The sequence below is a fragment of the Staphylococcus sp. MB377 genome, assembly GCF_001922505.1.
GTDB classification, from domain to species: Bacteria; Bacillota; Bacilli; order Staphylococcales; family Staphylococcaceae; genus Staphylococcus; species Staphylococcus haemolyticus.
Genome location: NZ_MAON01000022.1, coordinates 97,484 through 123,685 on the forward strand (window position 1 = coordinate 97,484; position 26,202 = coordinate 123,685).

The 26,202-nt window shown below is 32.4% G+C and carries 24 protein-coding genes; 12 read left to right on the top strand and 12 right to left on the bottom strand.

The genetic code is table 11. From position 1 onward, the window contains the following. Positions 1-202: 202 nt before the first annotated feature. Positions 203-1,036 carry a membrane protein insertase YidC gene (yidC, locus tag BB045_RS05650; RefSeq protein ID WP_053025067.1) on the bottom strand — a complete coding sequence of 278 codons (834 nt, stop codon included), beginning with the start codon at positions 1,034-1,036 and terminating at the stop codon, positions 203-205. A 98-nt stretch (positions 1,037-1,134) separates the two neighbouring features. Continuing rightward, complete coding sequence (locus BB045_RS05655; protein ID WP_075140582.1) at positions 1,135-2,628, bottom strand: serine hydrolase domain-containing protein; 1,494 nt, start codon at positions 2,626-2,628, stop codon at positions 1,135-1,137. Positions 2,629-2,905: 277 nt separating this feature from the next. Here BB045_RS05655 and BB045_RS05660 point away from each other — a divergent pair, with 277 nt between their 5' ends. Continuing rightward, on the top strand, positions 2,906-4,732 hold the full coding sequence (locus BB045_RS05660) for an APC family permease (protein WP_053025066.1): 1,827 nt from the start codon (positions 2,906-2,908) through the stop codon (positions 4,730-4,732). 59 nt (positions 4,733-4,791) lie between these two features. Here the strand turns inward: BB045_RS05660 and BB045_RS05665 are convergent, their stop codons facing one another. Further along, positions 4,792-6,999, bottom strand: coding sequence for a cation:proton antiporter domain-containing protein (locus tag BB045_RS05665; protein WP_075140583.1), 2,208 nt, complete (start codon positions 6,997-6,999; stop codon positions 4,792-4,794). A gap of 305 nt (positions 7,000-7,304) precedes the next feature. Next, the gene (locus BB045_RS05670) at positions 7,305-8,705 is read right to left on the bottom strand and encodes an amino acid permease (RefSeq protein WP_011274948.1); all 1,401 of its coding nucleotides are present in this window, start codon (positions 8,703-8,705) and stop codon (positions 7,305-7,307) included. A gap of 311 nt (positions 8,706-9,016) precedes the next feature. On the opposite strand from BB045_RS05670, the gene BB045_RS05675 reads away from it, so the two are divergent. Next, the gene (locus BB045_RS05675) at positions 9,017-9,835 is read left to right on the top strand and encodes a metallophosphoesterase (protein ID WP_053025064.1); all 819 of its coding nucleotides are present in this window, start codon (positions 9,017-9,019) and stop codon (positions 9,833-9,835) included. A 58-nt stretch (positions 9,836-9,893) separates the two neighbouring features. On the opposite strand, the gene BB045_RS05680 is transcribed toward BB045_RS05675, so the two are convergent. Then, on the bottom strand, positions 9,894-10,517 hold the full coding sequence (locus BB045_RS05680; protein ID WP_070581944.1) for a C39 family peptidase: 624 nt from the start codon (positions 10,515-10,517) through the stop codon (positions 9,894-9,896). A gap of 140 nt (positions 10,518-10,657) precedes the next feature. On the opposite strand from BB045_RS05680, the gene BB045_RS05685 reads away from it, so the two are divergent. Then, complete coding sequence (locus tag BB045_RS05685; RefSeq protein WP_075140584.1) at positions 10,658-11,179, top strand: GyrI-like domain-containing protein; 522 nt, start codon at positions 10,658-10,660, stop codon at positions 11,177-11,179. A 71-nt stretch (positions 11,180-11,250) separates the two neighbouring features. Here the strand turns inward: BB045_RS05685 and BB045_RS05690 are convergent, their stop codons facing one another. The 5 genes from BB045_RS05690 to BB045_RS05710 all read right to left on the bottom strand — a co-directional run bounded on the left by BB045_RS05690 (position 11,251) and on the right by BB045_RS05710 (position 16,291). Continuing rightward, positions 11,251-12,015 (bottom strand): class I SAM-dependent methyltransferase, encoded by a 765-nt coding sequence (locus BB045_RS05690; protein WP_053025061.1) that lies wholly within the window; start codon positions 12,013-12,015, stop codon positions 11,251-11,253. An 11-nt stretch (positions 12,016-12,026) separates the two neighbouring features. Further along, a complete protein-coding gene (gene scdA, locus BB045_RS05695) occupies positions 12,027-12,695 on the bottom strand; it encodes an iron-sulfur cluster repair di-iron protein ScdA (protein WP_053025060.1) in 669 nt (222 codons plus the stop codon). Between the two features lie 273 nt (positions 12,696-12,968). Then, the gene (gene tcaB / locus BB045_RS05700; protein WP_053025059.1) at positions 12,969-14,168 is read right to left on the bottom strand and encodes a putative multidrug effflux MFS transporter TcaB; all 1,200 of its coding nucleotides are present in this window, start codon (positions 14,166-14,168) and stop codon (positions 12,969-12,971) included. A 159-nt stretch (positions 14,169-14,327) separates the two neighbouring features. Beyond that, positions 14,328-15,128, bottom strand: a complete 801-nt coding sequence (locus BB045_RS05705; protein ID WP_070581946.1) for a hypothetical protein — start codon at positions 15,126-15,128, stop codon at positions 14,328-14,330. 17 nt (positions 15,129-15,145) lie between these two features. Beyond that, a complete protein-coding gene (locus BB045_RS05710) occupies positions 15,146-16,291 on the bottom strand; it encodes a glycerate kinase (RefSeq protein WP_070581948.1) in 1,146 nt (381 codons plus the stop codon). Positions 16,292-16,437: 146 nt separating this feature from the next. On the opposite strand from BB045_RS05710, the gene BB045_RS12405 reads away from it, so the two are divergent. From BB045_RS12405 to BB045_RS05725, 4 genes are all read left to right on the top strand, one after another. Further along, positions 16,438-17,103, top strand: a complete 666-nt coding sequence (locus BB045_RS12405; protein WP_256722962.1) for a hypothetical protein — start codon at positions 16,438-16,440, stop codon at positions 17,101-17,103. 39 nt (positions 17,104-17,142) lie between these two features. Beyond that, entirely contained in the window at positions 17,143-17,910 is a 768-nt protein-coding gene (locus tag BB045_RS12410) for a hypothetical protein (protein WP_256722963.1), read from the top strand. 32 nt (positions 17,911-17,942) lie between these two features. Beyond that, positions 17,943-18,323: a GtrA family protein gene (locus BB045_RS05720; RefSeq protein WP_011274958.1), complete on the top strand. Its 381-nt coding sequence runs from the start codon at positions 17,943-17,945 to the stop codon at positions 18,321-18,323. 216 nt (positions 18,324-18,539) lie between these two features. Next, entirely contained in the window at positions 18,540-19,406 is an 867-nt protein-coding gene (locus BB045_RS05725) for a cation diffusion facilitator family transporter (RefSeq protein ID WP_016930748.1), read from the top strand. 627 nt (positions 19,407-20,033) lie between these two features. On the opposite strand, the gene BB045_RS05730 is transcribed toward BB045_RS05725, so the two are convergent. Beyond that, positions 20,034-20,612, bottom strand: a complete 579-nt coding sequence (locus BB045_RS05730) for an aggregation-promoting factor C-terminal-like domain-containing protein (RefSeq protein WP_049426564.1) — start codon at positions 20,610-20,612, stop codon at positions 20,034-20,036. Positions 20,613-21,042: 430 nt separating this feature from the next. Here BB045_RS05730 and BB045_RS05735 point away from each other — a divergent pair, with 430 nt between their 5' ends. Then, entirely contained in the window at positions 21,043-21,729 is a 687-nt protein-coding gene (locus BB045_RS05735) for a 2,3-diphosphoglycerate-dependent phosphoglycerate mutase (protein ID WP_011274961.1), read from the top strand. 211 nt (positions 21,730-21,940) lie between these two features. On the opposite strand, the gene BB045_RS11995 is transcribed toward BB045_RS05735, so the two are convergent. Next, positions 21,941-22,054: a putative metal homeostasis protein gene (locus BB045_RS11995; RefSeq protein ID WP_107609856.1), complete on the bottom strand. Its 114-nt coding sequence runs from the start codon at positions 22,052-22,054 to the stop codon at positions 21,941-21,943. Between the two features lie 167 nt (positions 22,055-22,221). Between BB045_RS11995 and BB045_RS05740 the strand changes: the two genes are divergently transcribed. The 4 genes from BB045_RS05740 to BB045_RS05755 all read left to right on the top strand — a co-directional run bounded on the left by BB045_RS05740 (position 22,222) and on the right by BB045_RS05755 (position 26,153). Beyond that, positions 22,222-23,673 (top strand): MDR family MFS transporter, encoded by a 1,452-nt coding sequence (locus BB045_RS05740; RefSeq protein WP_075140585.1) that lies wholly within the window; start codon positions 22,222-22,224, stop codon positions 23,671-23,673. A gap of 251 nt (positions 23,674-23,924) precedes the next feature. Next, complete coding sequence (locus BB045_RS05745) at positions 23,925-24,725, top strand: transporter substrate-binding domain-containing protein (RefSeq protein ID WP_037550106.1); 801 nt, start codon at positions 23,925-23,927, stop codon at positions 24,723-24,725. Further along, complete coding sequence (locus tag BB045_RS05750; protein WP_037550342.1) at positions 24,706-25,425, top strand: amino acid ABC transporter permease; 720 nt, start codon at positions 24,706-24,708, stop codon at positions 25,423-25,425. The genes BB045_RS05745 and BB045_RS05750 overlap by 20 nt, the downstream gene beginning before the upstream one ends. Next, positions 25,422-26,153: an amino acid ABC transporter ATP-binding protein gene (locus BB045_RS05755; protein ID WP_070581955.1), complete on the top strand. Its 732-nt coding sequence runs from the start codon at positions 25,422-25,424 to the stop codon at positions 26,151-26,153. Before BB045_RS05750 ends, BB045_RS05755 begins: the two co-directional genes overlap by 4 nt. The last annotated feature ends 49 nt before the right edge of the window (positions 26,154-26,202 follow it).

Consider the following 26,202-nt stretch of genomic DNA (forward strand, 5'->3'; position numbering starts at 1 on the left):
AGTCTTAAAAACTTCATTTGCTAGTTTCTTTATTTACAATACTTCGAATTATTGGCTCGCTTTCTTAGGAGTTAGCCTCACCCTGTAGTCTTCAGCTTGTCCTATTTTCTCAAGAGTCTCGCCAAAATACTTAGTATTTTTTATTCTTATACAAGAACTTAATATCCCAGTCTCTTTTTAGTATGTTTTGCTCTTTTTTGAGTTAGTCATTGTGATTTGTAGACTTACTTCTACGCTGTTCTTCAATTTGTTTACGTAACTGATCTCCAGCAGCTTTGCCTACTTTTGCATAATGGCTATGTGCAAAATGCATTTGAATAATTAAAAACGTTGCACTTATCGCCCAGTATAAACTTAAGGCTGAAGCAGATTGCAGTGATGCATAAATAATAAATAATGGAGATAACACCATCATGACATAGTATGTGCGGCGTTCTTCTTTTGGATAATGCATTGCATTGACCAAAGGTTGAATGAGGTAAAGTAAAGCTGCTATAAATGTCATGATTAAATCCGTATGCATTAAATTGAACCATAAAAAGTGAGGGTGCTCGATAATACCACCACTCGTTGGATATTTAATACAAGCGTATAAACCTAATAAAATAGGGATTTGGATTAATATTGGCAAAGTTCCAACTAGGCTTTTGAATGGATTAATACCATAGTTGTTGTACTTTTTCATTAATAATTTATTAGCTGCAGTACGTTCTTCTTGTGTATCAGCATTCTTTAGTTTATCTTGCAGTTTCTCAATTTCTGGTTTAACTACCTGAGTTTTACCTCTCATAATGTGAATGTTTTTCACTTGGATAAACATTAGTGGCATTAGTACAAGACGTATGATAAGTACAATGACAATAATGGCTAATCCATAATTCTCATGGAATGTTCGACCTAAGAAGTGAAGTAACATATCCATTGGCTTAACAAATATAGTATAAAAGAACCCATGTTGATCTTCTTTATGAGAATAGTCACATCCACCCAATAATATGACAACACTCATTATGAATAAGGACCATTTTTTTCTCATTTATAATCTCCTATATGCTTGAGGTCTTTAATAATCTTAGTCTTTAATATGTTTAGCTTAACATATTCGCATGATAAGCGTAGCGGTTAATCTCAATTTTATGACTTTGATTTATTTGTAACTGTAATTATTTTTAAAAGAGTCAAACCAAAAAGACTCGTTAATAAAGTGATGAAACCTAGTATAGTGACTTTAGCTGGTGCCGGTAGCCAAGACATAATAAATTGCCAATCAGAGCCATTTAGTAACAATGAAGGCAATACATGTAGAAGACCTAAAATTAAAATAAAGCCGATTGAAAGTATGAGTATTCGATATTTCGTGTTTCTATGTTGAACGCTTAATAGGATCAGTTGATGACTGGTGATATGACGATATAAGTAAATCAAAGTTATAGCAACCATGATCCAAATCACGATTGTAACTACAATAATCATAGTTTTGTATTGATTGATGTAGTATTGTACCGTATCAATATGCTGTCCTTGACTTAATTGCGTATTTAAATGTTTGGCAAGCGTTGGAGTATGACTAGAATAAGCGTTTGCGAGAACAACAATGCCATAGTCTTTCTTAGGATTCAAAATAATATAAGAAGAATAGTTCTCAAGCGTACCTGGATGATAGATAAGTGTTTCTTGATTATCCTTAGTGACAAACCAGCCTGTTGCATATTGAGAATCATCATCGTCATTTGTTTTAACCTTTGGTTTGTGTGTAGCTTCAACTAAAGATTTTAAATGTCTTGGGGGATGAAGTTGAAATTTTATCCAAGGTTCTAAGTCATGTGTGCTAGCCATTAAATAGGCTGACGGGTTATCACCGATATTAAACTTTGGATTATCTGAGTATGCTTTATTATGTTGAATATCATACCCCTGAGCATCATCTCCGCCCTTTTTATTACTCTCTTTAGTAGAAATATGTTTCATATTTAAAGGTTTGAAAATATGTTCACTCATATAAGATGAATAGGGAGAATGAGATATATTCTGAACAATTAAACCTAAAATATCGTAATTCATATTAGCATATTCGAACTGTTCTCCTGGTCGATGGTTCAGTGAACGACCATTAATACTGTTAACAATTCCATCTAGACTATCCGTCTTTTTTGTAATTTTATCATTGTCAGTGATATCTCCTGGAATACCACTAGTTTGAGATATTAATTGATTAATAGTGATTTCTACTTTTTTTCCTTTATATTTCATATGAAAGTTAGGTATGTATTTACTTATAGGGTCATTTAATTTGATTTTCCTTTCATTGACGAGTTGCATAATGGCATATCCCGTCATTGCTTTGGAATTAGAAGCAATTTCAAAGCGTGTATTAGAGGTTACTTTTTGTTTATTTTTAATGTTTGCATACCCATAACCTTTATTGAGTAACATTTTATTATCTTTAATAATTAATACAGAGACGCCTGGAATGTGACCATCATTCATTTCGTTTTCGACAATGCTGTCCAAATAATTTTGAGAAGTAGGGCTAATCATTGAATAGTTGGGTTGCCATTTAATCATGATTGAACAAATAAATAAGATAATAACTAATACGAGTCCACTGAAAAGAAATGTCTTTTTCATTTTTAATCCTCTAATCATAAGATTTAAGTAGTGAACAATTTATACGTTAACGAAAATAGTATAGCAAGTTTTTTGATAAATTGCTCTTGTGTTTCTTTTGTGTTGCTATCTATTGATTTAAATTATTAATAATAGAAATTTTACAAATAAATATAACTGTAAAATGTAACTTTAATGGTAATAAATCACATTAAAATAGTGGGGCCATCTATACTTTTTATCAAAATGGGAGTATATTTTATCCATTGAATTTGAATATAAAGAGGTAAAGAGTATTATGTTCACTCAATTTAAAAGACTTTTAATTGGTAAACCTAAAAGAAATCGCGATTTGAAAAATGAAAAAATCAGTAATTTCAAGGCTTTAGCAATACTTTCCTCGGATGCATTGTCATCAGTAGCCTATGGTCCGGAGCAAATTTTGATTACACTTGCAGTCGTTGGCGCTATGGCGTCATGGTACACGTTACCAATTGCATGTGCAGTATTAGTACTATTAGCAGCTTTAATCTTATCATATCGCCAAGTCATTTATGCCTATCCTAAGGGCGGCGGTGCTTATATGGTTTCTAAGACTAACTTAGGAGAAAAATGGGGACTAGTAGCTGGTGGTTCATTACTTGTTGATTATATTTTAACTGTAGCGGTAAGTATTGCTTCTGGTGCAGATGCGTTTGTAGCTGCATTTCCGTCACTGTATCATCACAAAGTATTGATTGCATGTTTACTAGTACTATTTATTTTAATAATGAATTTACGTGGATTGACAGAATCTGCTACAGTATTGTCTTATCCAGTCTATTTATTCATTATCGGGTTAATTATTATGATTGTTGTAGGAGTATGGAAAGTTGCAACTGGCCAAGCTGAACCACATATGCACGCAACAGTGGGAACAGCTGTGCCTGGTGTTACGCTATTCCTACTATTAAAAGCATTCTCATCTGGTGCTTCATCTTTAACAGGTGTCGAAGCTATATCTAATGCGGTGACTAATTTCAAAGATCCTGGTCCGAAAAATGCTGTTAAAACATTAGTTACAATGGGTGGCATCCTTGCATTTCTATTAGTAGGCATTGTAGGTTTGGCCTATTGGTACGGCGTAATGCCTGAGACTGAAACGACCGTATTGTCTCAATTAGCAATGAACATTCTAGGACACAATGCTGGTTATTATTTTGTTCAAGCAACAACAGTAATGATTTTAGTTTTAGCAGCGAATACCGGTTTTACCGCATTCCCAATGCTTGCTGCTAGCATGGCAAAAGATAAATATATGCCTCGTATGTTTAGTGTTCGAGGAGATCGCTTAGGTTATTCGAACTCTATCATTACTTTAGGTGTTGGGGCTATCTTGCTTATTATCATTTTTGATGGTAAAACTGAGAACTTAATTCCACTCTATGCTGTAGGTGTATTTATTCCGTTCACATTAGCTCAATATGGCATGGTGCTAAAATGGATTAGAGGCAGAGAAAAAGGGTGGTCTCGTAAATTGATTGCCAACGCGATAGGTGGAACAATTACATTTATCGTATTTATGATCTTCTTGATCACTAAATGTAGCCATGTATGGCCAATATTGATATTTTTACCTTTAATTGTGACTGTATTCCTACGTATCAAAGGTCATTATAAAGATATTGCTAAACAGTTGAAATCGACAGCGATGGTGCAAGATATGCCAATCGTTGATAAAAATTTAGCGATTGTTCCTGTAAGTACGATTACATCAGCCATTGATAAGTCAGTGTATTATGCTCAAATGATTGCTGATGATGTTATAGCAGTACATGTTTCCTTTGGTGATGAAGCGGATAAATGCTTTGCTGAAAAATGGCAACGTCATTATCCAGATGTGCGTTTAGTCATCTTACATTCTGAATATCGTAGTGTCATTAGACCAATTTCAAGATTTATTGATAAGATCAATAAAAAAGCGAATGATAAAAATTATGTCATTACAGTTGTTGTGCCTCAGTTTATTACAAAAAAATCTTGGCATAACTTCTTACACAATCAAACGAGTATTAGATTAAAAATGCACTTGTTCTATCAAAAGAATGTTATTTTGGCAACTGTACCATTTAAATTACACAAATAAACTTATAGAAAAGCCCATAGATAATGCAAGGTTACATTATCTATGGGCTTTAATTGATTTTAGTGAGCGTTGCTTACTTCATGTGCTAGAACGATTTCATTGTAATTGATGTTTTCTCGTAATTGGGTTGCAACTTCATTAGTTACTTTATTTCGTGAAATAAATTCATCTAAAATGGTGCGTTGGATGTATAATGCTTCCAATTTTACATCTTGTTGTTGCTGTGTAGTAAGTTCATATACTTCTTTGTTTTGATTTCTTTGTTGCTTTTTATTCTTATTGTGACGAATCGTACGAGATGGATTGTGATATTGGTTAATAATTAAACTCACTTCTAAGACATTTGAACTATTTTGTTCTTGACGCATTTTCATAATAATATTGTGATTAACAACACGCATTAATTGTTGCACTTTGTTAAAGCTATTTGTAAATTCTTCTCTTTGTGCCTTTTTATCGTCTTTTACTTTTTGACGTTCAGCTTTATATTCTTCACGCTTAGCTTTAATATCCATTTTATTTTGTTCAGATGTAGCATGATGTTCTTCTTTTAATAATGCACGGTTTTCTTTATGAATGCGATGTGCCTCTTTTCGTGATTCTTTACGAGCTTTAAATCGTAAGCCAATCAATTTAAAGAAACGACTTATTTTTCTTAGAATAGACATTTCACGATAAGATTGACTGAATTCCATAATATTGCGATAGTCTGTTAAATCCTTCTTAGTAATTCTTTCTTTTTCGATTAATCGTTCTAGTGTTCTTGTTTCTTCTTCTTCAGCTATTTCTTGAAGGCGACGTAATTCCTTCGTATTTTTATTGTCCGGTTCCATATTGATTAAGAATGATAACTCATTAAAATATTGATTTAATATTGGTCGATAATCCATACTTTTTTCTTCAGAGTTTTTCTTTTTAAAAGTATCAAGTACTTGTTGAACCATAAATATTTTAGCTGATTGATAGGACATACCTTTAAATTCTGAGACCTTTTCAGATGGTGTGATAAACGGTAGAACAACTTGGGCGAGAATTAAGCTAGTTAATACCATAAATGAAGCGATGAATAATAGATCATTACGATATATAAACTCTTGGTTACCATCCATCATATATGGAAGTGTTAATGCCATTGATAAAGAAATGGTACCGTGTATCCCACACATCGTCATAATAAAGGCATAGTGATTACGCTTCGGTGGTCCAGCATCTTCTTCATCATCTAAATAAGATTGAACGTTGTTTGGATAGTAAAAATCTTTAAATAATAAGTACACCCAAACAAATCTAAATACATAAATCGCTAGCGCAATTAATAGAGCGGTTGTAATTAAAAATACAATGTTTTGTGGTTCGTCATGAATAATTTCCATAACTACTTCGGGAACAATATATCCCAACACTACAAATACAAAGCCATTTAATGCATAACTTAGCGTATTCCATATTTGGTTATAGTTCATTTGTAATTCCGTTTGGGCACGAATTAAACGGTCGCGTTCTAAACCATGGATTAAACCAGCGACAACTACAGCTATAATTCCTGATGCGTGAAGCTCCTCGCCAATAAAATAAACGGCGAAAGGAGTAAGTAATTGAATGAATGTTAACGTATTACTATCTTTCATCCCTTTATTGGCAGTTAAATAAACTCTTAAAGTTACGACTAGTGCGCCAACAATGATACCAATTAACACACCTAAAATAGTTGAAATAATAAATTGGCCTATTGCATCAAACGCTGAAAAACTACCAGTTACAAGTGCAGTAACTGCAATTTTAAATGAAATGATACCTGCAGCGTCATTAAGTAACGATTCACCTTCAAGAATTGACATTGACCCTTTAGGTAATATCTTACCTTTAGTAATTGCGGAAACTGCGACTGCATCAGTAGGGCACAGAATTGCAGCAATTGCAAATGCGGCTGGCATTGGTAAATCAGCCCAAATCCAGTGAATAAAGAAACCTACACCAATAACGGTAGTAAATACAAGGGCCATTGCCATAAGAACAATGGGTTTATGATACTCAAGTAACTTTGTTCTGGAAATATGAGTACCTTCCACAAATAGCAGAGGGGCGATAACAGCCATCATAAAGACTTCCGATTCAAATTCAAAGTGCATTGGAATAGGTAGCACAAATAAGCAGACACCCAATGCGATTTGAATAAAAGCAGTAGGAATTTTAGGGAACCTATTATAAATAATAGAACTAATAATAACTGCGAATATAAATAATAAAAATGCTTCTAATAGCTCCATGAATAACTCCTTTATAAAATGAATACTAATAGTTTACCATGTGACATGATAAGCTACCAAAAATGGCAACCTATTTACCATATTTAAGTGTCTATAAACGGATATATGAATTAAAGTGGTTATCAATATAGAGTTGTTTGAAATGTTTAAAAGTGGGAGTAGTTGAATAAAGTTGTATTATAGTGAGAACAGAGTTAAAATCATAAAAATATAAAAACTGAGAAAAGCTTGATTTAAGCATCTTCTCAGTTTAATTTGCTTATATAAATTGAAAAATTTCGTTTATCAATTAATTAATGTGATGATTAATAATTAATTGAATTACGACCTTGACTACGAGTTCGTTCTGCTAAGTCTTCTGCATTAGACTTGTATTTTCTATAAAAGATGAACAAGAAGATAAACCAAATTGGTGAAATGAAAATGGCCGCTCTTGTATCTTCGCTAAAGAATAGTAGTACAAACACAAACGCGAAAAATGCGAGTACGACATATGCTGTCTTAAGTCCGCCAAAGAGTTTAAATTTATTCTTATGGTGTTCTTCTGGATTCTTTTTAACGAAAACAATATAAGAAATGATAATCATTGCCCATACTACTAAAAATAGAACAGTTGACAGTGTTGTAACATAAATAAATAATTTAATGGCATCTGGGAAAATAAAATTAAGCAATGCTGCTGCTAATAAGGTACCAGATGATACTAACATAGATAAGTAGGGAACACTGCTACCATTTGTTTTGCTTAAAACTTTAGGTCCTAAACCTTGTTTAGCAAGTCCGAATAAAATACGACTATTAGAATAAATACCACTGTTTGTTGCTGATGCTGCGGCAGTTAATACTACAAAGTTTACTAGTCCGGCAGCGAATGGTAAGCCGATTAAACTAAACATCGTTACGAATGGACTACTATTTGAGTCTATTTTATTCCAAGGAATAACCGACATGATGACTAATAAACCACCGACGTAAAATAATAAGATACGTATAGGCACGTTATTAATCGCTTTAGGAATTACATTTCTAGGGTCTTTCGTCTCACCAGCAGTTACCCCGATAAGTTCAATACCAATAAATGAATAAACGGCAATTTGGAATGCCATTAAGAATCCAAATGGTCCATTAGGGAAGATACCGCCGTGATTAGTTAAGTTACTAAACGATGCATGACCATAAGATGTTTTAAATGAGAAGAATATCATGACAAGTCCAACGATGATCATCGCAATAATAGTAACAATCTTGATAATTGAGAACCAAAATTCCAATTCACCGAATAATCTTGCACCTAACATGTTAAAAGAGATTAACATTAATACTATGAACAAGACGGTAATCCAATGTGGAACTTGTGGGAACCAAAAACTAAAATATTGTCCCATTGCTGTTAAATCTGACATACTTGAAGCAATCCAAGCGAGCCAATATGTCCAACCAATGACAAATCCGGCAAAGGGACCTATGTATTCGTTCGCAATATCTACAAATGAATTAAAGCGTGTATTACTTAATAACAATTCTCCAAGTGCTCGCATGAATGCAAACATGACCATACCAATAATCATGTATGTTAGTAAAAGGGAAGGTCCTGTTAAAGCAATTGTTTGTCCTGAACCTAGGAATAATCCTGTACCAATTGCGCCCCCAATCGCAATTAATTGAATATGCCTGTTGTTTAGTTCTCTTTCCAACTGTCTAGCCATATACTTCCTCCTTAGAAAGCAATGATGCGATTTTTAATTTTTATTTGTAAACGCTTTCTTTTTATGCAAAAAATTTTTTCTTTTAACAAAGTATAGCGTTTGTTCAATAGCTGTTAAATTTTAGATAAAAAGCGATTTTGATACTAATTGTTCACAAATTATGTAACTTTGCTAAAAGGTAATTTTATTATACTCTTTATTGTATAAAATATAAACAAATTTCTGAAAATTTAATAAACAGATTTATTTATTATTAATAATAAATATGACATAATGATTTCAATTCAAAACAAGTAAGAGGGAAGACATTAATGAAGATAGGTACAATTTCAGATTTACATATCGATCGACATCCTAAACTAGAGCCACAAGCATATCTTGATGCACTCGCCCATATTGTGGAACAAAGAAGTGTTGATTTATTATTAATTGCAGGAGATATGTCTAATCATTTTCAGCAAGGTTATCAATTTATTCAAGACTTAAAAGAAAAATGTCGTATACCAATCTTATTCGTGCCTGGTAATCATGACTATTGGACTTCAGAAGCATCACTCAGTTCAAAGCAAATTTATGAATTTTATGCTAGCAAGCCAGATTGTTTAATCGGAAAACCTTATATTATTAATAATAATTGGGCAATTGTTGGACATACAGCTTGGTATGATTATAGCTATGCGGATAGCAAATTTGATTTGGATCGAATTAAAAGAGGGAAATATTATGGTGCCACATGGCAAGATAAAGTGAAAATTGATTGGGATATTGATGATAGAGTGTTATCTAAAGAGGCGGCTAAACAAATACAAGAAGACTTAGAACAAGTGAAAGATAAACATGTTATTTTAATGACACACATTGTTACGCATCCTCAATTTATAGTACCTATGCCGCATCGCATTTTTGATTTCTTTAATGCTTATATTGGTACTAAGGACTTTGATGAATTTTATTCAACCTATTCCATTCGTTATAGCATTATGGGGCATGTGCATTTTCGCAAGATGATTAGTGAAAATGGCATCACATATATTTGTCCCTGCTTAGGGTATCAACGACAATGGAGAACGAGTGATATTAATCAAGAAATCAATAACGCTTTAGTAACATTTGATATTAGTGATGAATAAAATATATGTGAGATCGGGAAGTGTCTTAAATTATCTCGACCTCACTTAACAGTAACTATTAATCATTGGTGTTTACTTTAAGATAAATACATGTACGACCAGGAGCGTTAAAGCTACGTTCTAATTTCGACTTTGCAATTTTAATAATTTGAAAGCGATTAGGAACTATAGCAGGAAAGATAACAAATTTAAATAAATGACTCCATAAGGGATCTATATAGTAGTAATATTTATCATCATATCCAATTAATAGCGTAACATGAATGTTAGAAACGAGTGCTTTCTCATGATCATCAAATGTAAAGTGTTTTCGAAATGGTTTACGTCCTAAACTCGTGTGGTACATGATGACCGGTTGACCTGAATCGATTACGGTCTCTAACGATGTTAGGTCAGTACCTGTGCCATCAACAATACGTGAATCAATTGTTTGTAAATATGGAACATAAGCATCTGGAAAGATGGTTTGATGATGACCCAATTTGACAAGTAAGTGATGACCCACATAGCCTTTATAGGGATTATTAGGATGTTTGGGCCAATGTTTCATAATTTCAGTTGCTTTAATATTATGACTGTTATATTGAAGTAACATTGCTGCTGAAACACCTTCGCAGCCCATGACCATTGGAATTGGAAATAATTGGCTAATTGGTTTGATTGATAATATCGTTCTTTTCATCCTTATTCTCCTCAAAGACACTTTTATGATTTACATCACTTAATTTAAGTAAATTTATTATATACCTTAGTGGTCATCTCGTATATTAATATGGATTTTGACTTTATTGATATAGAATAAATGAAAAAGGGGACATTTGAATGGCAATACAATATAAATTGGAACAGTTAAATCATGTTCAACTCATCGGTGTCTTAAGAAAGTATGAGAGTGGCGATGAGATGCAAAAAGATATACCGTCATTTTGGCAAAAAGTAAATAATGATGGGGTTGTAGATGATTTAATTGAACTTAGTAATCAAACATTATCAGGATTGTTAGGCGTCATTTTACAGAAAGAAGATAATCATTTCGACTATTTCATTGGTGTACCTTGTGATAATTCGAATAATAATGATTCTCACTTTAATACACTCGAATTGTCAGCTCATAAGTATGTTGTTATAGATGCGAAAGGAAAAGTTTCCGAAGCGATTAAATCGATAATGCCTAAAATCTATCAAGAGTTATTACCTCAAGCTAAATTTAAGACGATTAGAGCACCTATGTTTGAACATTATTTACCAGGAAATACCCAAAGTAGTGATTATATTACGGAAATTTGGATTCCTATAGAGGATCAGACAAAAGATTTAGATAAAATAGGTATTACAAAACTATAAAATACTGTAATTAAAAGAACTGAGGAGGCGCTCTTTTAAGCGTTTCTCAGTTCTTGTTATACTTTCACAATTTATTTTCTAATTGCATGAACGATATAATTCATATTCTTTTTATGTTTACGCATTGTTTTAAACATTTTGATAAACATTTTGCGATTAGTTAATTTTAGAGCGTTTTTAATAATTTTTAACGTACCAAGGAGGCCTTCATCTCGAATCATGCCTATTGGAGTCATTAAAGATAGTGGACCTACTTTAGACTCAATATTTGAAAAACCAGCTTCTTGATAGAGTTGATACCAATCTTCAGGCGATAAAGGTGTAACTTTCATATTGATGGCGTTACTTAATTCATCAATGACCGTTGTTGCCTCTTGTCTATTAATAATTGCAATGTCATGTGTAAGTATAATGCCATTCGGCTTTAATACTCGATAATATTCATTTAGCACTTTTTCCTTAATCTGATAAGGCAACATTGTTAGCATCGCTTCATTTAAAATAATATCAAAACTCTTATCTTCAAAAGGTAATTTCATAGCATTGGCTTGCGTTAAATGAATAAGCTTATCTAAATTGTGTTTCGAAACATTTTGTTTACCTTTTTCTAAAGCGGTTTTATTTAAGTCTACGCCCTCAATGTGGCAATTATATTTTTGAGCTAATTCAATAGAAGTTGTACACATATTACAAGCTACTTCTAAAACACGTTTGCCACTGGTGAAGTGTCTTTTATTTATAAGCCAATTTGTTGCTAACACACCCCCTGGTCGTAAACGTTTCTTTCCTAATTGTGCTAAAAATGTATGGCCGGCTATTTTAGTTACCGTAGTCAACACTTCCTGTTCTAACTGAATTTGTTAAAGAGTACGTGATTTTCTAAATGTACATGTTCATGAGTTTCACGTTCTAAATTCTCTAGACGATGATATACTAACCTCCAAGTTTGGCAAGCTTCACTAGGAGGTTGATATTGGTTAGTTAATTCACGCATGTCTTCAAGTAATTGTCCTGTTTGAGTGTGGTCGTCAACTAAGCTTTGAATGATATCAGATGAATGATCTACTTGTTCACCATGAGAAAGTTTAATTAACGCTGGGAAATCATGTTCATCTTCTTGAGCCATATGCTCAAGCATACCATCTCGATATTGACGATATAAATCTTGTAACTGAATTAGAAATGGATGGTTCGGTCCATGAACTTTAGCAATTTTTGTAACATAAGGGGATAGATTCTTAAATTCTTCACGTATTGTTTCGTGATAGCGAGATTGTATATATTGAATTAATGACGGTGCATCAAGATATTTCACATTAATGTTTCCTTGATCATGGTTTGGAAGTTCATTAATTTCATCTATTAAAGTTTCTGCATCAACTTTTTTATTTTTAACTGCCTCATTTATAGATATATTGCCACCGCAACAAAAGTCGATGCCATATTTTCTGAAAATATCAGCACTTAGTGGGATATCAGTAACAATTTCTGCAACGATAGATTCATTTGTAATCATTAAAACTCCTCCTTTATTTACTTTCATTATAATCGTTAATAATAATTATCAATTAGAAAAAATATAGCTGTCACCTATTTGTTGGAAAGTTATTAAAATATTGTGAACGAGTAACTTTGATTTTAAATTAATGGCCTCATTTTAAAATGAAATGCAAAAAACTGAGAAAAGCTCGATATGAGCATCTTCTCAGTTTAGTCGACTACTGCATGATTTTATGTAGCATTTTAATCCTTTGTCTTAATCTTCTAGTTATATTGAATAAAAGATTTATTATGCTGGGTTACGATGATTTCTAAAATAAATCACTTGTAGTGTTATTAAAATGACTGCTGTTATCATAATAACGAAAATGTATGGGGTTGTGTCATATTGTCCTTTGAGTCCTACAATAGGAGAGATAATACCACCAAGTATAAATTGGAATAGTCCTAATAAACTAGACGCATTACCACTACCACCAGTACGTTCTTCCATTGCCATTGAAAAACCAAGTGGCCCAATAGACGTAACAGGACATACATTTAAGAAAAATGCGATAAGTAAAATCCATAAGGGACCATGAACTGCAAGTGTAATCACAATTAAAATGACACCTACAACTTGTATTAAGGTTAAATAAATCATAAGTTTGAAACGATTAATATAAGCTACAAGAAGTGCGACGATCTGACTCACGATAATTAAACCGACACCATTAACAGCGACCATGATACTGAATTGTTGAGGTGTCATATTATAAATTTTTTGCGTAATAAATGGAGAAGCGGATGAAAAACTAAATAACATTACATACGTTAACCCCTGTAGAAACATTGGAATAATGAATCGTGGTTTTTTCATTAGACTACCGAAATCTAATAAAATGTCTTTAAAGTTAAGTGATTTGTGTTCCGATTTATGTGTCTTTGGCATCATTGTAGCGACGCCTAATAGTACTAATAGACTTATAAATGTTAGGATAATGAATACAATTCTCCATGATCCAAGTGCTAATGATAGTCCACCGAGTAATGGCATGATGATAGTAACAATACCATTCACGACCATTAATGATGCTAGAAATTTTGCTAATAAATCGCCCTCGTATCTATCTCCAGCGAAAGCTTTGGCTATAACGATAATACCACCGGCTGTAAACCCTTGGGTAAAACGAATACATAAAAATAAAATTAGGTTAGTAGCGAATACGCCACTAAGTGTGGCTAAGAAAAATATACATAATATGATAAGACCTATTCTTTTACGACCATATGCATCAGATAATGGGCCAAATAGGAATTGGCCAAGTGCTAAACCTATCATTGCAAATGATAATGTAAGTTGTATTTCAGATGTCGATGACCTAAATTGATGTTGTACTTCAGGTAATGCGGGTAAATACATATCAATAATCATAGGTCCAAATGCAGTCATTACACCTAATACTATTAGAAGCAATAGGGGTAATTTTGTATGAGTTGAAGGTTGCATAATGTTTCTCCTTAAAAAGTTTGCAAACTACATTATAAAGGTTTTTTGTATATTTGTAATTTACAAAATAAAAAAGCGACACAGAATTCATTGTGTCGCCTAATATAGGTTGATTAACTTTCAAAAAGTTTTGAATATAAGCTTTCTCAATCAAGCCAATTATTGTGAATTTGTATCACTTGAATTTCCAAGAATACTATTTAATTTCTCTTTAATTTCATCAAATTTTGTATTTACATCGTTGAGTAAGTCATTAACTTTACTTTGGCTTTCGTTATTTTGTTGAGCATTATTAGCTTCTTTTAATTTATTGACTTGCTCTTGATAAAATTTAGTTAATTTAGAATCTTCACCAGTTTGTTCACTATTTTTTAAGTTATTAACATCCTCTTGAATTTGTTTAATTCTTGAGTCAGTATCTACTTTATCTTTAATGTCATTTTTAGCATCTTCTACTTGTTGTTTGATATTATCAGTTTGATTTTGTACTTCATTTTTATAATCTTTAGATACATTGTTGTCATTAGAAGCATTATTCGTTTGTTGGTTATCACTACTATTGTTATTAAGTATTGCTCTTGTGGCAAATACCGCTACGATAATCAACAATATTGCAATAATAGCAATTAGCCATTTTTTAGATTTCTTATTTTTTTCGTTCTCTTCTTCTAACTGTTGTTCGCGTCTAAAGTCACGATCGTTATAGTATCTATTACCATCTTCATCGTATTCATCATTACGTCGGCGATAATCCTCACGATAATCATAATCATCTTGATATCGATGGTCATCATTACGATATCTCGGATCATCATCTCGATAACGTGAATTGTTACGATTGTATGCTTCTTGACTTTCGCGTCGTTCATGACGCGCACGTCCATCCGCGCTTTGTCGGTTACGTTTGCGATATTGTTCATCATATTTGTAAGAATCTTTATATTTGTCTGTTCGTTTCAAGATAGTCACCTCATATTTTAAATAGTTAGTTTGAATAGTCTTGCAATATTTTCAGCAGTATGTGTCATGTTTCGTTTAGCGTTATTTAATAATGAAGGCAATGATTCTGGTTGCTCAATTAAACTAAATGCACTGTCAATGCCATGCTTATAAACATCTTGGTATCCTTCGGCAAGACTACCACAAATAGCTATAACAGGAACGTGATGTTCTTTTGCTGCTTTAGCTACTCCGATAGGTGTTTTACCAAAGACTGTTTGAGCATCCATCTTTCCTTCACCAGTTATGACAAGATCTGCATCCTGCACTCTTCTCGAAAAGTCAATTTCTTTTAATATAATATCAATACCGTTAGAAAGTGACGCATTGAAGAATGCGAGGATACCTGCACCTAATCCACCAGCAGCACCGGCACCTGGGATATCTTTGACACTTACATTTAGTTCTCGTTCTATCATATCATGATAGGTTGTAAGTGCGGAATCCAACTTTGGTATCATCTTAGCGTCAGCACCTTTTTGAGGACCATAGATTTCAGTTGCGCCATTAGCACCTAATAACGGGTTTGTCACATCACAAGCAACTTCAAATGTGACGTGCTTAAGTCTTTGATCTAAGTTTGAAAAGTCAATTTTTGCTAGCTCAGATAAGTAGCCGCCACCGAGTTTTAAAGGTTGATTTTTAGAATCAAGAAATTGAGCGCCTAATGCACATAACATGCCACTACCGCCATCATTGGTAGCACTTCCTCCAATGCCTAAAATGATCTTAGTAACATGATGATCAAGCGCATCTAATATTATTTCTCCAACACCGTAAGTAGATGTAATAAGTGGATTACGTTCTTCATCTGTCAATAAATCTAGTCCTGATGATGCAGCCATTTCAATGATAGCTACTTGATTATCCTGGGAAAGTGCATATGAAGCTTCAATGTTTCTATGCAATGGGTCATGAACTGGAATGGTGTACGTCTTAGCATTAAGCGCTTCCTTTAGAGCATCTGTTGTACCTTCACCACCATCTGCCATTGGGATAATGTCATAGTGAATATCTTCATGAAATATTTTCTTGAAACCATCTTGTATTGCTAAACCAGCTTCTTTAGCTGACATGCTCTCCTTAAATGAATCAGTGGCAATGACTATTTTTCTAAGATTCATCTTAGTAGACCTCCAATAGTTTATATATTTAAAATTAGTATAAAATAATATTTGAATGTATAATTAATAAAAAAAGAATATAATATAATTAGTTGAGCCAAAACGAGTGCTAATTTAATTAACTTTATGACATAAAGGAGTTCGACATGCATAGACTTAAACATCATGAATTTTACATCTGGATGATTGGATTGATCCTATATTATGGCTATTTAGGCTACATTATCCCTTTACATAGTACAGATTGGTTTTGGGGTAGTGGCCACGGTATGCAAGTGGTCAGAAATGTTTTTAATAATTTTAATGGAAGATACATTAGCAATTTATTAGAATTTGCAAGTGTCCATTCTATATTACTTCGTACATTATCATTTGCGTTTATATCAATCTTTATCGTGGTACTTTTATTAAGATTATTGAATCAGTTTGGTGACACAAATTATTTAATATTAAGCACTGTTTTATTATTTATTATACCCAATTCCTTGTTTGCACAAAGCTATGGTAATTTTGAATTTTTTTATACATATGTTTTTGGCACATGTTTTTCTTTATATATCTTAAGTTTTATAATAAAAGTATTACTTAATAAAGATGAATTTAGTCGTATTGAAGTTTTTATATTTTGGCTAATATGTACATTGGGACAGTGGTTTGCTGAGCCTTTAGCTTTTTATAATGCCAGTATATTACTTGTAGGAATGATTTATTATGCCATACGCAATCATAAGTTTTACTATAGTCTGGTACTTGGTTGGTTGCTTTCATTATGTGGGGCGATGGTGATGCTATTAAATGATAAATATATTTAAATCTTCTCAAGTGTTGAGGCATTAAGAGGACACTTAGACATGCTTGGGTTAAACCATAAGTTCGAAATATCACTTCTAAAAGATATTCCAAGATATCTCTTTTTTAATAATATTATTATTTTATCCTTAATAGTGATTATTCTAATGATATTGCTATTAAAAAGTAGCGCGTTCTTAACTTTACCTACAATAAAGCGAATCATTTTACAAATAGGTATTTGTATATTGCCTATATATAAAATCTTTATATATGAACCTTTTAATTTGAAACAATTGTCAGAGACATTTACGTTTGAAATCATTAATACTCTATTGTGTCTTATAATGATGGTTAGCATTGCAATTTCATGTAAGTTAGTCATTCAATTACCATATAATCGATTGTTGGTTTTTATGTCACTTGTTTCTATTACAATTAGTGTGTTACCAGTTATTTTAATTACTGAAGTTTCAGTTCGACAATTTTATTTAGCATATTTACTTTGTATAATTGTACTCATTAGTTTAATTTCAGAATTAGGCATTTTGACGTTGAACCATTATAATCTTTTAAAAAGTTGTATACTTATCTTTGCAATTATAAATATAATTATTTTCACTGATGTACATATTCGTAGTGAACAACGACTAGAAGATGTAAAATCGCAAATTGATAGCAATAAGCGTCACATAACATTATCACATTTACCTTATGAAACTTACCTATTTGAAATTACACCAGCAGATGAAGCAGATTTAACTAACTTCAAAGAGTTTCATCATATTTCAGAAAAATATTCGTTTAAACTACTGCCGTTTGAAAATTAAAAAAGAAAAAATGACGACAAAGGAGAAAGACGATGAAATTGAATCAAACCCACTTTGAGATTATTAAATTTATAATTGTGGGGGGGATTAATACCCTTAATTATTATATTGTGTATTTATTATTATTAAAATTATTTCACGTGAATTATATGATTAGTCATATTGCTGGTTTCTTAGTAAGTTTTGTTATTTCTTATTATTTAAATTGTTATTTCGTTTATAAAGTAAGACCAACGCTTAAGAAATTTTTAAGCTTTCCATTAACTCAAGTTATAAATATGGGTATGCAAACATTATTATTATATGTCTTTGTTAAGTGGTTTCAATTTCCATCTGAAATCGCACCATTTGCAGGTTTAATTATTACTATTCCAATTACATTTATTGTTTCAAAGTGGATTTTAAAGGATTAAATGACGTGCAACTTTAGGTGATTTATTTTTATAATACGAAACTTCAAATGACTTTAAAGAGTGACAATTTTATAGCTTTAGCTAAAGTGAAATTTAGGTTTTGCTAAAAATTTAATTAGATTAATTATACGGATTTTATAGAAATCAAAAAACGTTGTCATTCATATTTTGATAGTACATACTATTGATATTAAAGCATTTAAGGTGGTTAACAAAATGTCTCAAAGTGAAAATCTTAAATTGGCACAAAGAGGCGCTTATTTAAGTTTAGTAGTATACATTATTTTATCTGTTTCTAAATATATTACTGGATTTGTTTTTGATTCAGCAGCTGTTAGAGCAGATGCCTTGAATAATATGACAGATATTATTGTATCTATAGCTGTTATTGTTGGGTTGAAAATTTCAATAAAACCAGCAGATAAAAATCATCCTTATGGTCATTTGAAATCTGAAAATATTTCAACGTTGTTGGTTTCATTTATTATCATGTTCGTGGGTATTCAAGTTGTGATTGAAAATGCACCTAGAATATTTACAAATGAGCACAATACACCAAATGTAGTCACAATATTTGTAAGTTTAATAAGTGGGTTAATTATGATAGTTGTGTTTGCAATAAATCAGAGATTAGCTCAGAAAACGATGAGTAGTTCGTTAAAGTCCGCTGCAAAAGATAACTTATCAGATGGATTAGTTAGTATGGGTACGGCAATTGGTCTGGTATTTACTCAATTTGGTTTACCTATTGTCGATGTTATTTTAGCAACGATTCTAGGATTTTTAATTGTTTATACCGGATTTGGTATTTTTAGAGAGTCAATTTTTGCTCTTAGCGATGGATTCAATGAACAGGATCTTGAAGAATATCGTAATGTTGTATTGGAAGTGGATGATGTCAAAGATGTGAACAATCTTAAGGGACGCTACCATGGAAGTAGTATATTTTTAGATGTTACGATTGTTGTTGATGCACATTTGTCTCTTCAACAAGCACATGATATTTGTGATCGAGTGGAAAATCACTTGCATAGTAAAGGTATATCATCAGTATATGTACATCCAGAACCGGATACTTTGTAAAAGTAAGATGAATAGATTCTGAACAAAAGCATTGTTAATCTTAATGATTTTTTTCTGAAAATAGTGATTACGAATAAAGAAGCCAGTAAATGAGTCTTAAAAACTTCATTTACTAGCTTCTTTATTTATAATACTTCGTATTATTGGCTCAATTGCCTAGGGGACTGGGTTGGGTTGTAAAGAAATTCTTAGATGAATTTTTACTCATTATAGTTGCGACACTTTCTTGCAGGAAAGGCTCGTGCCTGTATTCCTCTAAAGGCGTTCGTTAGATAGATGATTACTCACATAAGCTGCTTCGCGTTCCTGGGATGCCGTCTCAGCCTGTAGTCTTCGACTGGCACTGCTACCCTAGGAGTCTTCGCAACTATGTTTTGTATTCTATCTTAAAACGCCTTATACAAGTGCAACAGCACTTGTGTTCAATAATTAAAACGCCAAGAGTCGCGCCAAAATACTTTGAATTCATATGGAATTCTACATTAAAATAAAAAAGACAATTCCTATATTATTTCAATAGAAATTGTCTGTTATACTTATCCAGAAAATTTATGTCCCGGACGCTTTTCGAGTTATTTAAACATAAATTCTAAGCGTTCTGCCTCAGAACTTAAGCTCTGTTAAATTTTACCACCAACCGTTAGATTCACGGAAACTAATTGCAGCTTCAATTGAACCATAACGTTCTTTAGCATATGAAATCATGCCTTTTGTTTGCGTTTCGACAGAGCCATAGCCCCAAGATTGATTTGTCTGTCCTAAACCATGATATTGTCCATTAGACGCATTAGGATCTCCACCTGATTCAGGTAAGACAATTTTCTCCCATAACTCTTCTGTTCCACCAGCTGCGATAAATTGTTTGTATACTGAAGATGTACTTTCACTTGATGAGCTTTCATTAGATGAATTGTCATCACTTGAAGTGTTACTAGATGAGCTATTATCGGCCGTAGATTCGGAGTTACTTGATGATGTATTAGTAGTAACATTAGTTGTATTAGCTTGTGTAGTTGCAGCTGATGTTACATTAGAATGTTGACTCTGATGAGATGGTTGATTGTGTTGTAATTGTGTATGTTGATTATATTGACAAGATTGATTTTGTTGACCATGTGTCATTTCACTTGCATGTGCTTGACCGGGTTCTAATCCTGCGGCACCTAAAGATACCATTGTCATTAATGCAAAAATTGATTTCTTCATAATAAATAATCTCCTTTAGAAATTGGTTTTTTGTAAGCAATCTAAAATTGCTATTAAATTAAGTAAAGTCATAATTACTTATCTTTTAATATCCTTTTAGATTATGCATCCCAATACGTCTTGCTGTTGATTACGGTAGAATCATTATAACACCTCATTTAATGACATAGGTTACTACAATATCAAAAGATAGTATCAAAAATGAACTGAAGATAACGAACATGACAAACTAACGTCATTTATGCCAAAAATGGCGTGAATTTAAGATATTATGAAATTTAACGAAATAGTTTTATAATAAATGTAATAGAAAAAGAGTAGGTTACTTGTTGCAAAGCATAGGGAAGTAAGTTTAGAGTTAGTGATTGGTTTTAAGTCATTTTAAACAAAATCATTCAATTAAAACTAACGTATAGGAAGGTGTTTTGATATGCCAAAATTAATATTATGTCGTCACGGTCAAAGTGAATGGAATGCTAAAAATTTATTTACAGGATGGGAAGATGTTCAACTATCTGAACAAGGACGAAATGAAGCAATTACTTCAGGACGTAAATTAAAAGAAAATGGTATTGAAATTGATGTGGCGTTTACTTCATTGTTAACGAGAGCATTAGAGACAACTCAATTTTTATTAGCTGAATCAGATCAAGAGTGGATTCCAGTGCATAAAAGTTGGCGTTTAAATGAGCGTCATTATGGTAAATTACAAGGTCTTAATAAAGATGAAGCGCGAAAAGAATTTGGTGAAGAACAAGTGCATCAATGGCGACGTTCATATGACGTTAAGCCACCAGCACAAACTGAAGAACAACGTGAATCATATTTAAAAGATCGTCGTTATAGACATTTAGATCATCGTATGATGCCTTATTCTGAAAGTTTAAAAACAACGTTAGAACGTGTGGTACCTATATGGACAGATAAGATTTCTCAACATCTATTAGATGGAGAAACAGTTCTAGTAGCTGCACACGGTAATTCAATCCGTGCATTAATTAAATATTTAGATAATGTATCTGATGAAGATATCATTGGTTATGAAATTAAAACTGGTGCACCACTTATTTACGAATTAGATGACAATTTAAATGTAATTGATCATTATTATTTATAATTATTAAATTAAAGTAGTGGGAGCGGGGCAGAAATTAAAATAAATTCGTGGTCCCATCCCGACAAGGATGAGTAAGTTTGAAAAAAACTTGATTTAAGCGCATTTTCAAATCAATCAACTACTGCCAATATGGTAAAAGAAGGCTGAGACATTTTATTTAGTCACAGCCTTTTTTCTTTGTAGGAGTTATTTATGGAAGAAATAGATAACATTAAGCTGATTTACGATTACGTTTGTATTGTTTAATTATTTTTAATGCACGTTTGCGAGTTTTGATATTAGGACTATTCAAATTTCGACGTGCTGTTTGTAAATCTTGTTTCATATTTGATTCCTCCTTTTTAAAAAGGATAAAGGAAAGTAAGCTAAAAGTAAATAGTAATTATTACGATTTACAAAATAACACAAAAAATTTATATGAAATTTAAAATTATATATGTATAATAGTCAAATGTATCTATTGAAAGCTTAGGTAGATAGGAGGGGAATAATATGTCACATAAACAAAAATTAGCAATGATATTTACGATGTTGTTAGGTGGCTTTTTCGGGTTGTTAAATGAAACGCTACTCACTACAGCGTTGCCGAGAATAATGAAAGATTTTAACATTGAATATTCACAAGTACAATGGCTAACAACTGCATTCTTACTAACTAATGGTGTAGTCATTCCATTATCTGCATTCATTATACAGCGATACTCAACAAGACAAATGTTCCTAACTGGAATTCTGATATTCTTTATCGGGACGATGTTAGGCGGTTTTAGTCCAAACTTCACAATCCTTTTAATCGCGCGTATTATTCAAGCATTAGGCTCAGGTATTATGATGCCACTGATGATGACAACAATTCTAGATGTCTTTAAACCACATGAACGTGGTAAATATATGGGAATGTTTGGATTGGTCATAGGTCTTGCACCAGCAATTGGTCCTACATTATCGGGTTATTTAGTTGAATATTTTGACTGGAGATCACTTTTCCATGTCGTAGCACCGATTTCAGCAATAACATTTCTTATAGCTTTAAAAATTATTAAAAACGTTGGAACAACAGTTAAAACTCCTATTGACCTCATTTCTATAATATTATCTATATTAGGATTTGGTGGATTATTATACGGTGTTAGTTCTATTTCAAGTGATGGATGGGATGATCCACTAGTATTAATAACGATAATAGGCGGTATACTATTAGTCGGAATATTTATTTGGCGTCAAGAGAGACTTGAAACGCCATTACTAAGTTTCAAAGTATTTAAGAATAAAGAGTTTGCAGTTGGTTTAGCGATTATGGCTGCAACAATGATTTCGATGATTGGTTCTGAAACAGTATTGCCTATGTTTGTACAAAATCTTTTAGGAAGAACGCCTATCGATTCAGGACTCATCTTACTACCTGGAGCAATTGTTATGGCTATCATGTCTGTGATTTCAGGTTGGTTATACGAAACATTTGGTGCTAAAGTGTTAGCAATAATTGGTATGTCTATTGTTCTTATAACTACTTCTTACTTTGTAGTCATGGATGAACATACATCTACGATAATGTTGGCAACTGTTTATGCTATTCGTATGATTGGAATTGCAATGGGCTTGATGCCAATAATGACGCATACAATGAATCAGCTAACACCAGAACTTAATGCTCATGGCTCATCCATGACAAATACCATTCAGCAAATTGCTGGTTCAATTGGAACAGCAGGTTTAATAACAATATTAAGTACAGCAAGTAAGAATTTCCAACCGACGATGAGTGATTATCAAGGTATGGATAAAAAAGAAATGGCAGGACAAATACAAATTGATGCCATGCTTCATGGTTATCATTCAGGATTTTTATTTGCCGTTATTATTACAGTCATCAGTTTATTGCTTACATTTTTAATTAAAAGTAAGAAAAAGGTTAAGGCAGAAGCTAAATTACAAAATAATTAAATGAACTTTATATAGTTAAAATAAGAGATCAAGACGAACGTTGAAAATGTTTAAGCATTTTTTCATAGAAGGGATACCATAGAGGGCTCCTTTAACAAAAACGTTCTATGTCTAGGTCTCTTTTTTATTTTATTAATATCCAAACATTCTGAACACTTAGGCAAATGTAAAATAATGTTGACTATTCCCACCCATGAGATTAGAATTAATTTATTCTGACTAATCTAATAGGAATATGGAGGACAAGGTAGATGAAAAGACTTTTATTTGTTGCTTTAGCACTTATCTTTGTGTTAGCTGCTTGTGGTAATGGAGGATCATCTGATAAAAATAGTGATTCTAAATCAAGTAGTAGTAACAGCGATAGTAAAACACTGAAAGTGGGTACTGAAGGTACATATGCACCATTCACGTTCCACAATAAACAAGACAAATTAACTGGTTACGATATTGATGTAATCAAAGCAGTTGCAAAAGAAAAAGGTTATAAACTTAAATTTAATGAAACATCATGGGATTCAATGTTTGCTGGTTTAGATGCGAAACGTTTTGACGTTATTGCTAACCAAGTTGGTGTAAACAAAGATAGAGAGAAAAAATATAAATTCTCTACACCTTACACTTATTCAAGCGCAGTTTTAGTAGTACGTGAAAATGAAAAGAACATTAAATCATTTAATGACGTCAAAGGTAAAAAAATGGCTCAAACATTCACGTCTAACTATGGTCAATTAGCTAAAGATAAAGGTTCAGATATTACTAAAGTTGATGGCTTTAACCAAGCGATGGACTTATTATTATCTAATCGTGTTGATGGTACATTCAACGATAGCTTATCTTACTTAGATTATAAAAAACAAAAACCAAACGCTAAAATTAAAGCAATCAAAGGAAATGCAGAGCAAAGTAAATCAGCATTCACATTTAACAAAGATGTTGATGATAAAGTTGTATCTGATTTCAACGATGGACTTAAAACATTAAAAGAAAATGGTAAATTAGCGGAAATTGGTAAGAAATGGTTCGGTGAAAATGTTTCTGAGCCTAAATAGTCAACAACAACATGCATTAGATGCGGCAGGGCAAGCATTTGGACCAATGTTGGAAGGTTTATTAAAATATTCTATTCCAATAACAATAGTTACATTTATCTTAGGTTTGATTATTGCTTTATTTACAGCGTTAATGCGTATTTCAACGAGTAAAGTTTTAAAAGGTATCGCAAGAGTATACGTTTCAATTATTCGTGGTACACCGATGATCGTACAGTTATTCATAATCTTTTATGGTATTCCTGAATTAGGACGCTTAGTAACTGGTAATGCTGATGAACAATGGACATTATCATCAGTTGTTTCAGCTATCATCGGTTTGTCACTTAATGTTGGTGCGTATGCATCAGAAATTATCCGTGGTGGTATTATTTCTATACCTAAAGGTCAAACAGAAGCGGCTTATTCTATAGGAATGAACTATAGACAAACGATTCAAAGAATTATTTTACCTCAAGCGATCCGTGTTTCAATACCAGCTTTAGGAAATACATTCTTAAGTTTAATTAAAGATACATCATTACTTGGCTTTATCTTAGTTGCAGAAATGTTCCGTAAAGCTCAAGAGGTAGCGTCTACAACATATGAATATTTCACAATTTATATTCTTGTAGCGGTTATGTATTGGGTAATTTGCTTCATTATCTCAGTTATCCAAAGCTTCTATGAATCATATATTGAAAGAGGGTATAACTCATGATTGAATTAAGTGGTATCCATAAATCATTCAATGATAAAGAAGTCATTAAAGGCATTGATTTAAACGTAGAAAAAGGGGAAGTCATAACACTTATTGGACGATCTGGTTCAGGTAAAACGACATTACTACGTATGATTAATGCTTTAGAAATTCCGACTGAAGGTAATGTTAGTGTTAATGGTGAAAGTTACACCGCTAATAATAAAAAGTCTCAAATGAGCGTACGCAAGCAATCGGGTATGGTATTTCAAAGTTATAATCTATTTCCTCATAAATCTGCATTAGAAAATGTAATGGAAGGATTAGTAACTGTAAAGAAAATGAGTAAAGCAGATGCGAAAGAAAGAGCAATGGGATTACTCGAAAAAGTTGGTTTAACAAGTGTTAAAGATCAACGTCCACATACACTTTCGGGTGGTCAACAACAACGTGTAGCAATTGCTAGAGCACTAGCTATGAATCCGCAAGTAATGTTGTTTGATGAACCTACTTCTGCATTAGATCCAGAATTAGTTAATGACGTATTAAGAGTAATTAAAGAATTAGCTGATGAAGGTATGACAATGGTGATTGTAACGCATGAAATGCGATTTGCACGCCAAGTCTCAAATAAAATCGTCTTTATACACGAAGGACGTATTGGTGAACAAGGTACACCAGACGAAATATTCGAACATCCTAAGACAGAAGAATTACGTCGTTTCTTAAATGTAATTAATGAAGATTAATAATGAAAAACACTTTTCTAAAGTTCATAAAGTTGAACTTAGAAAAGTG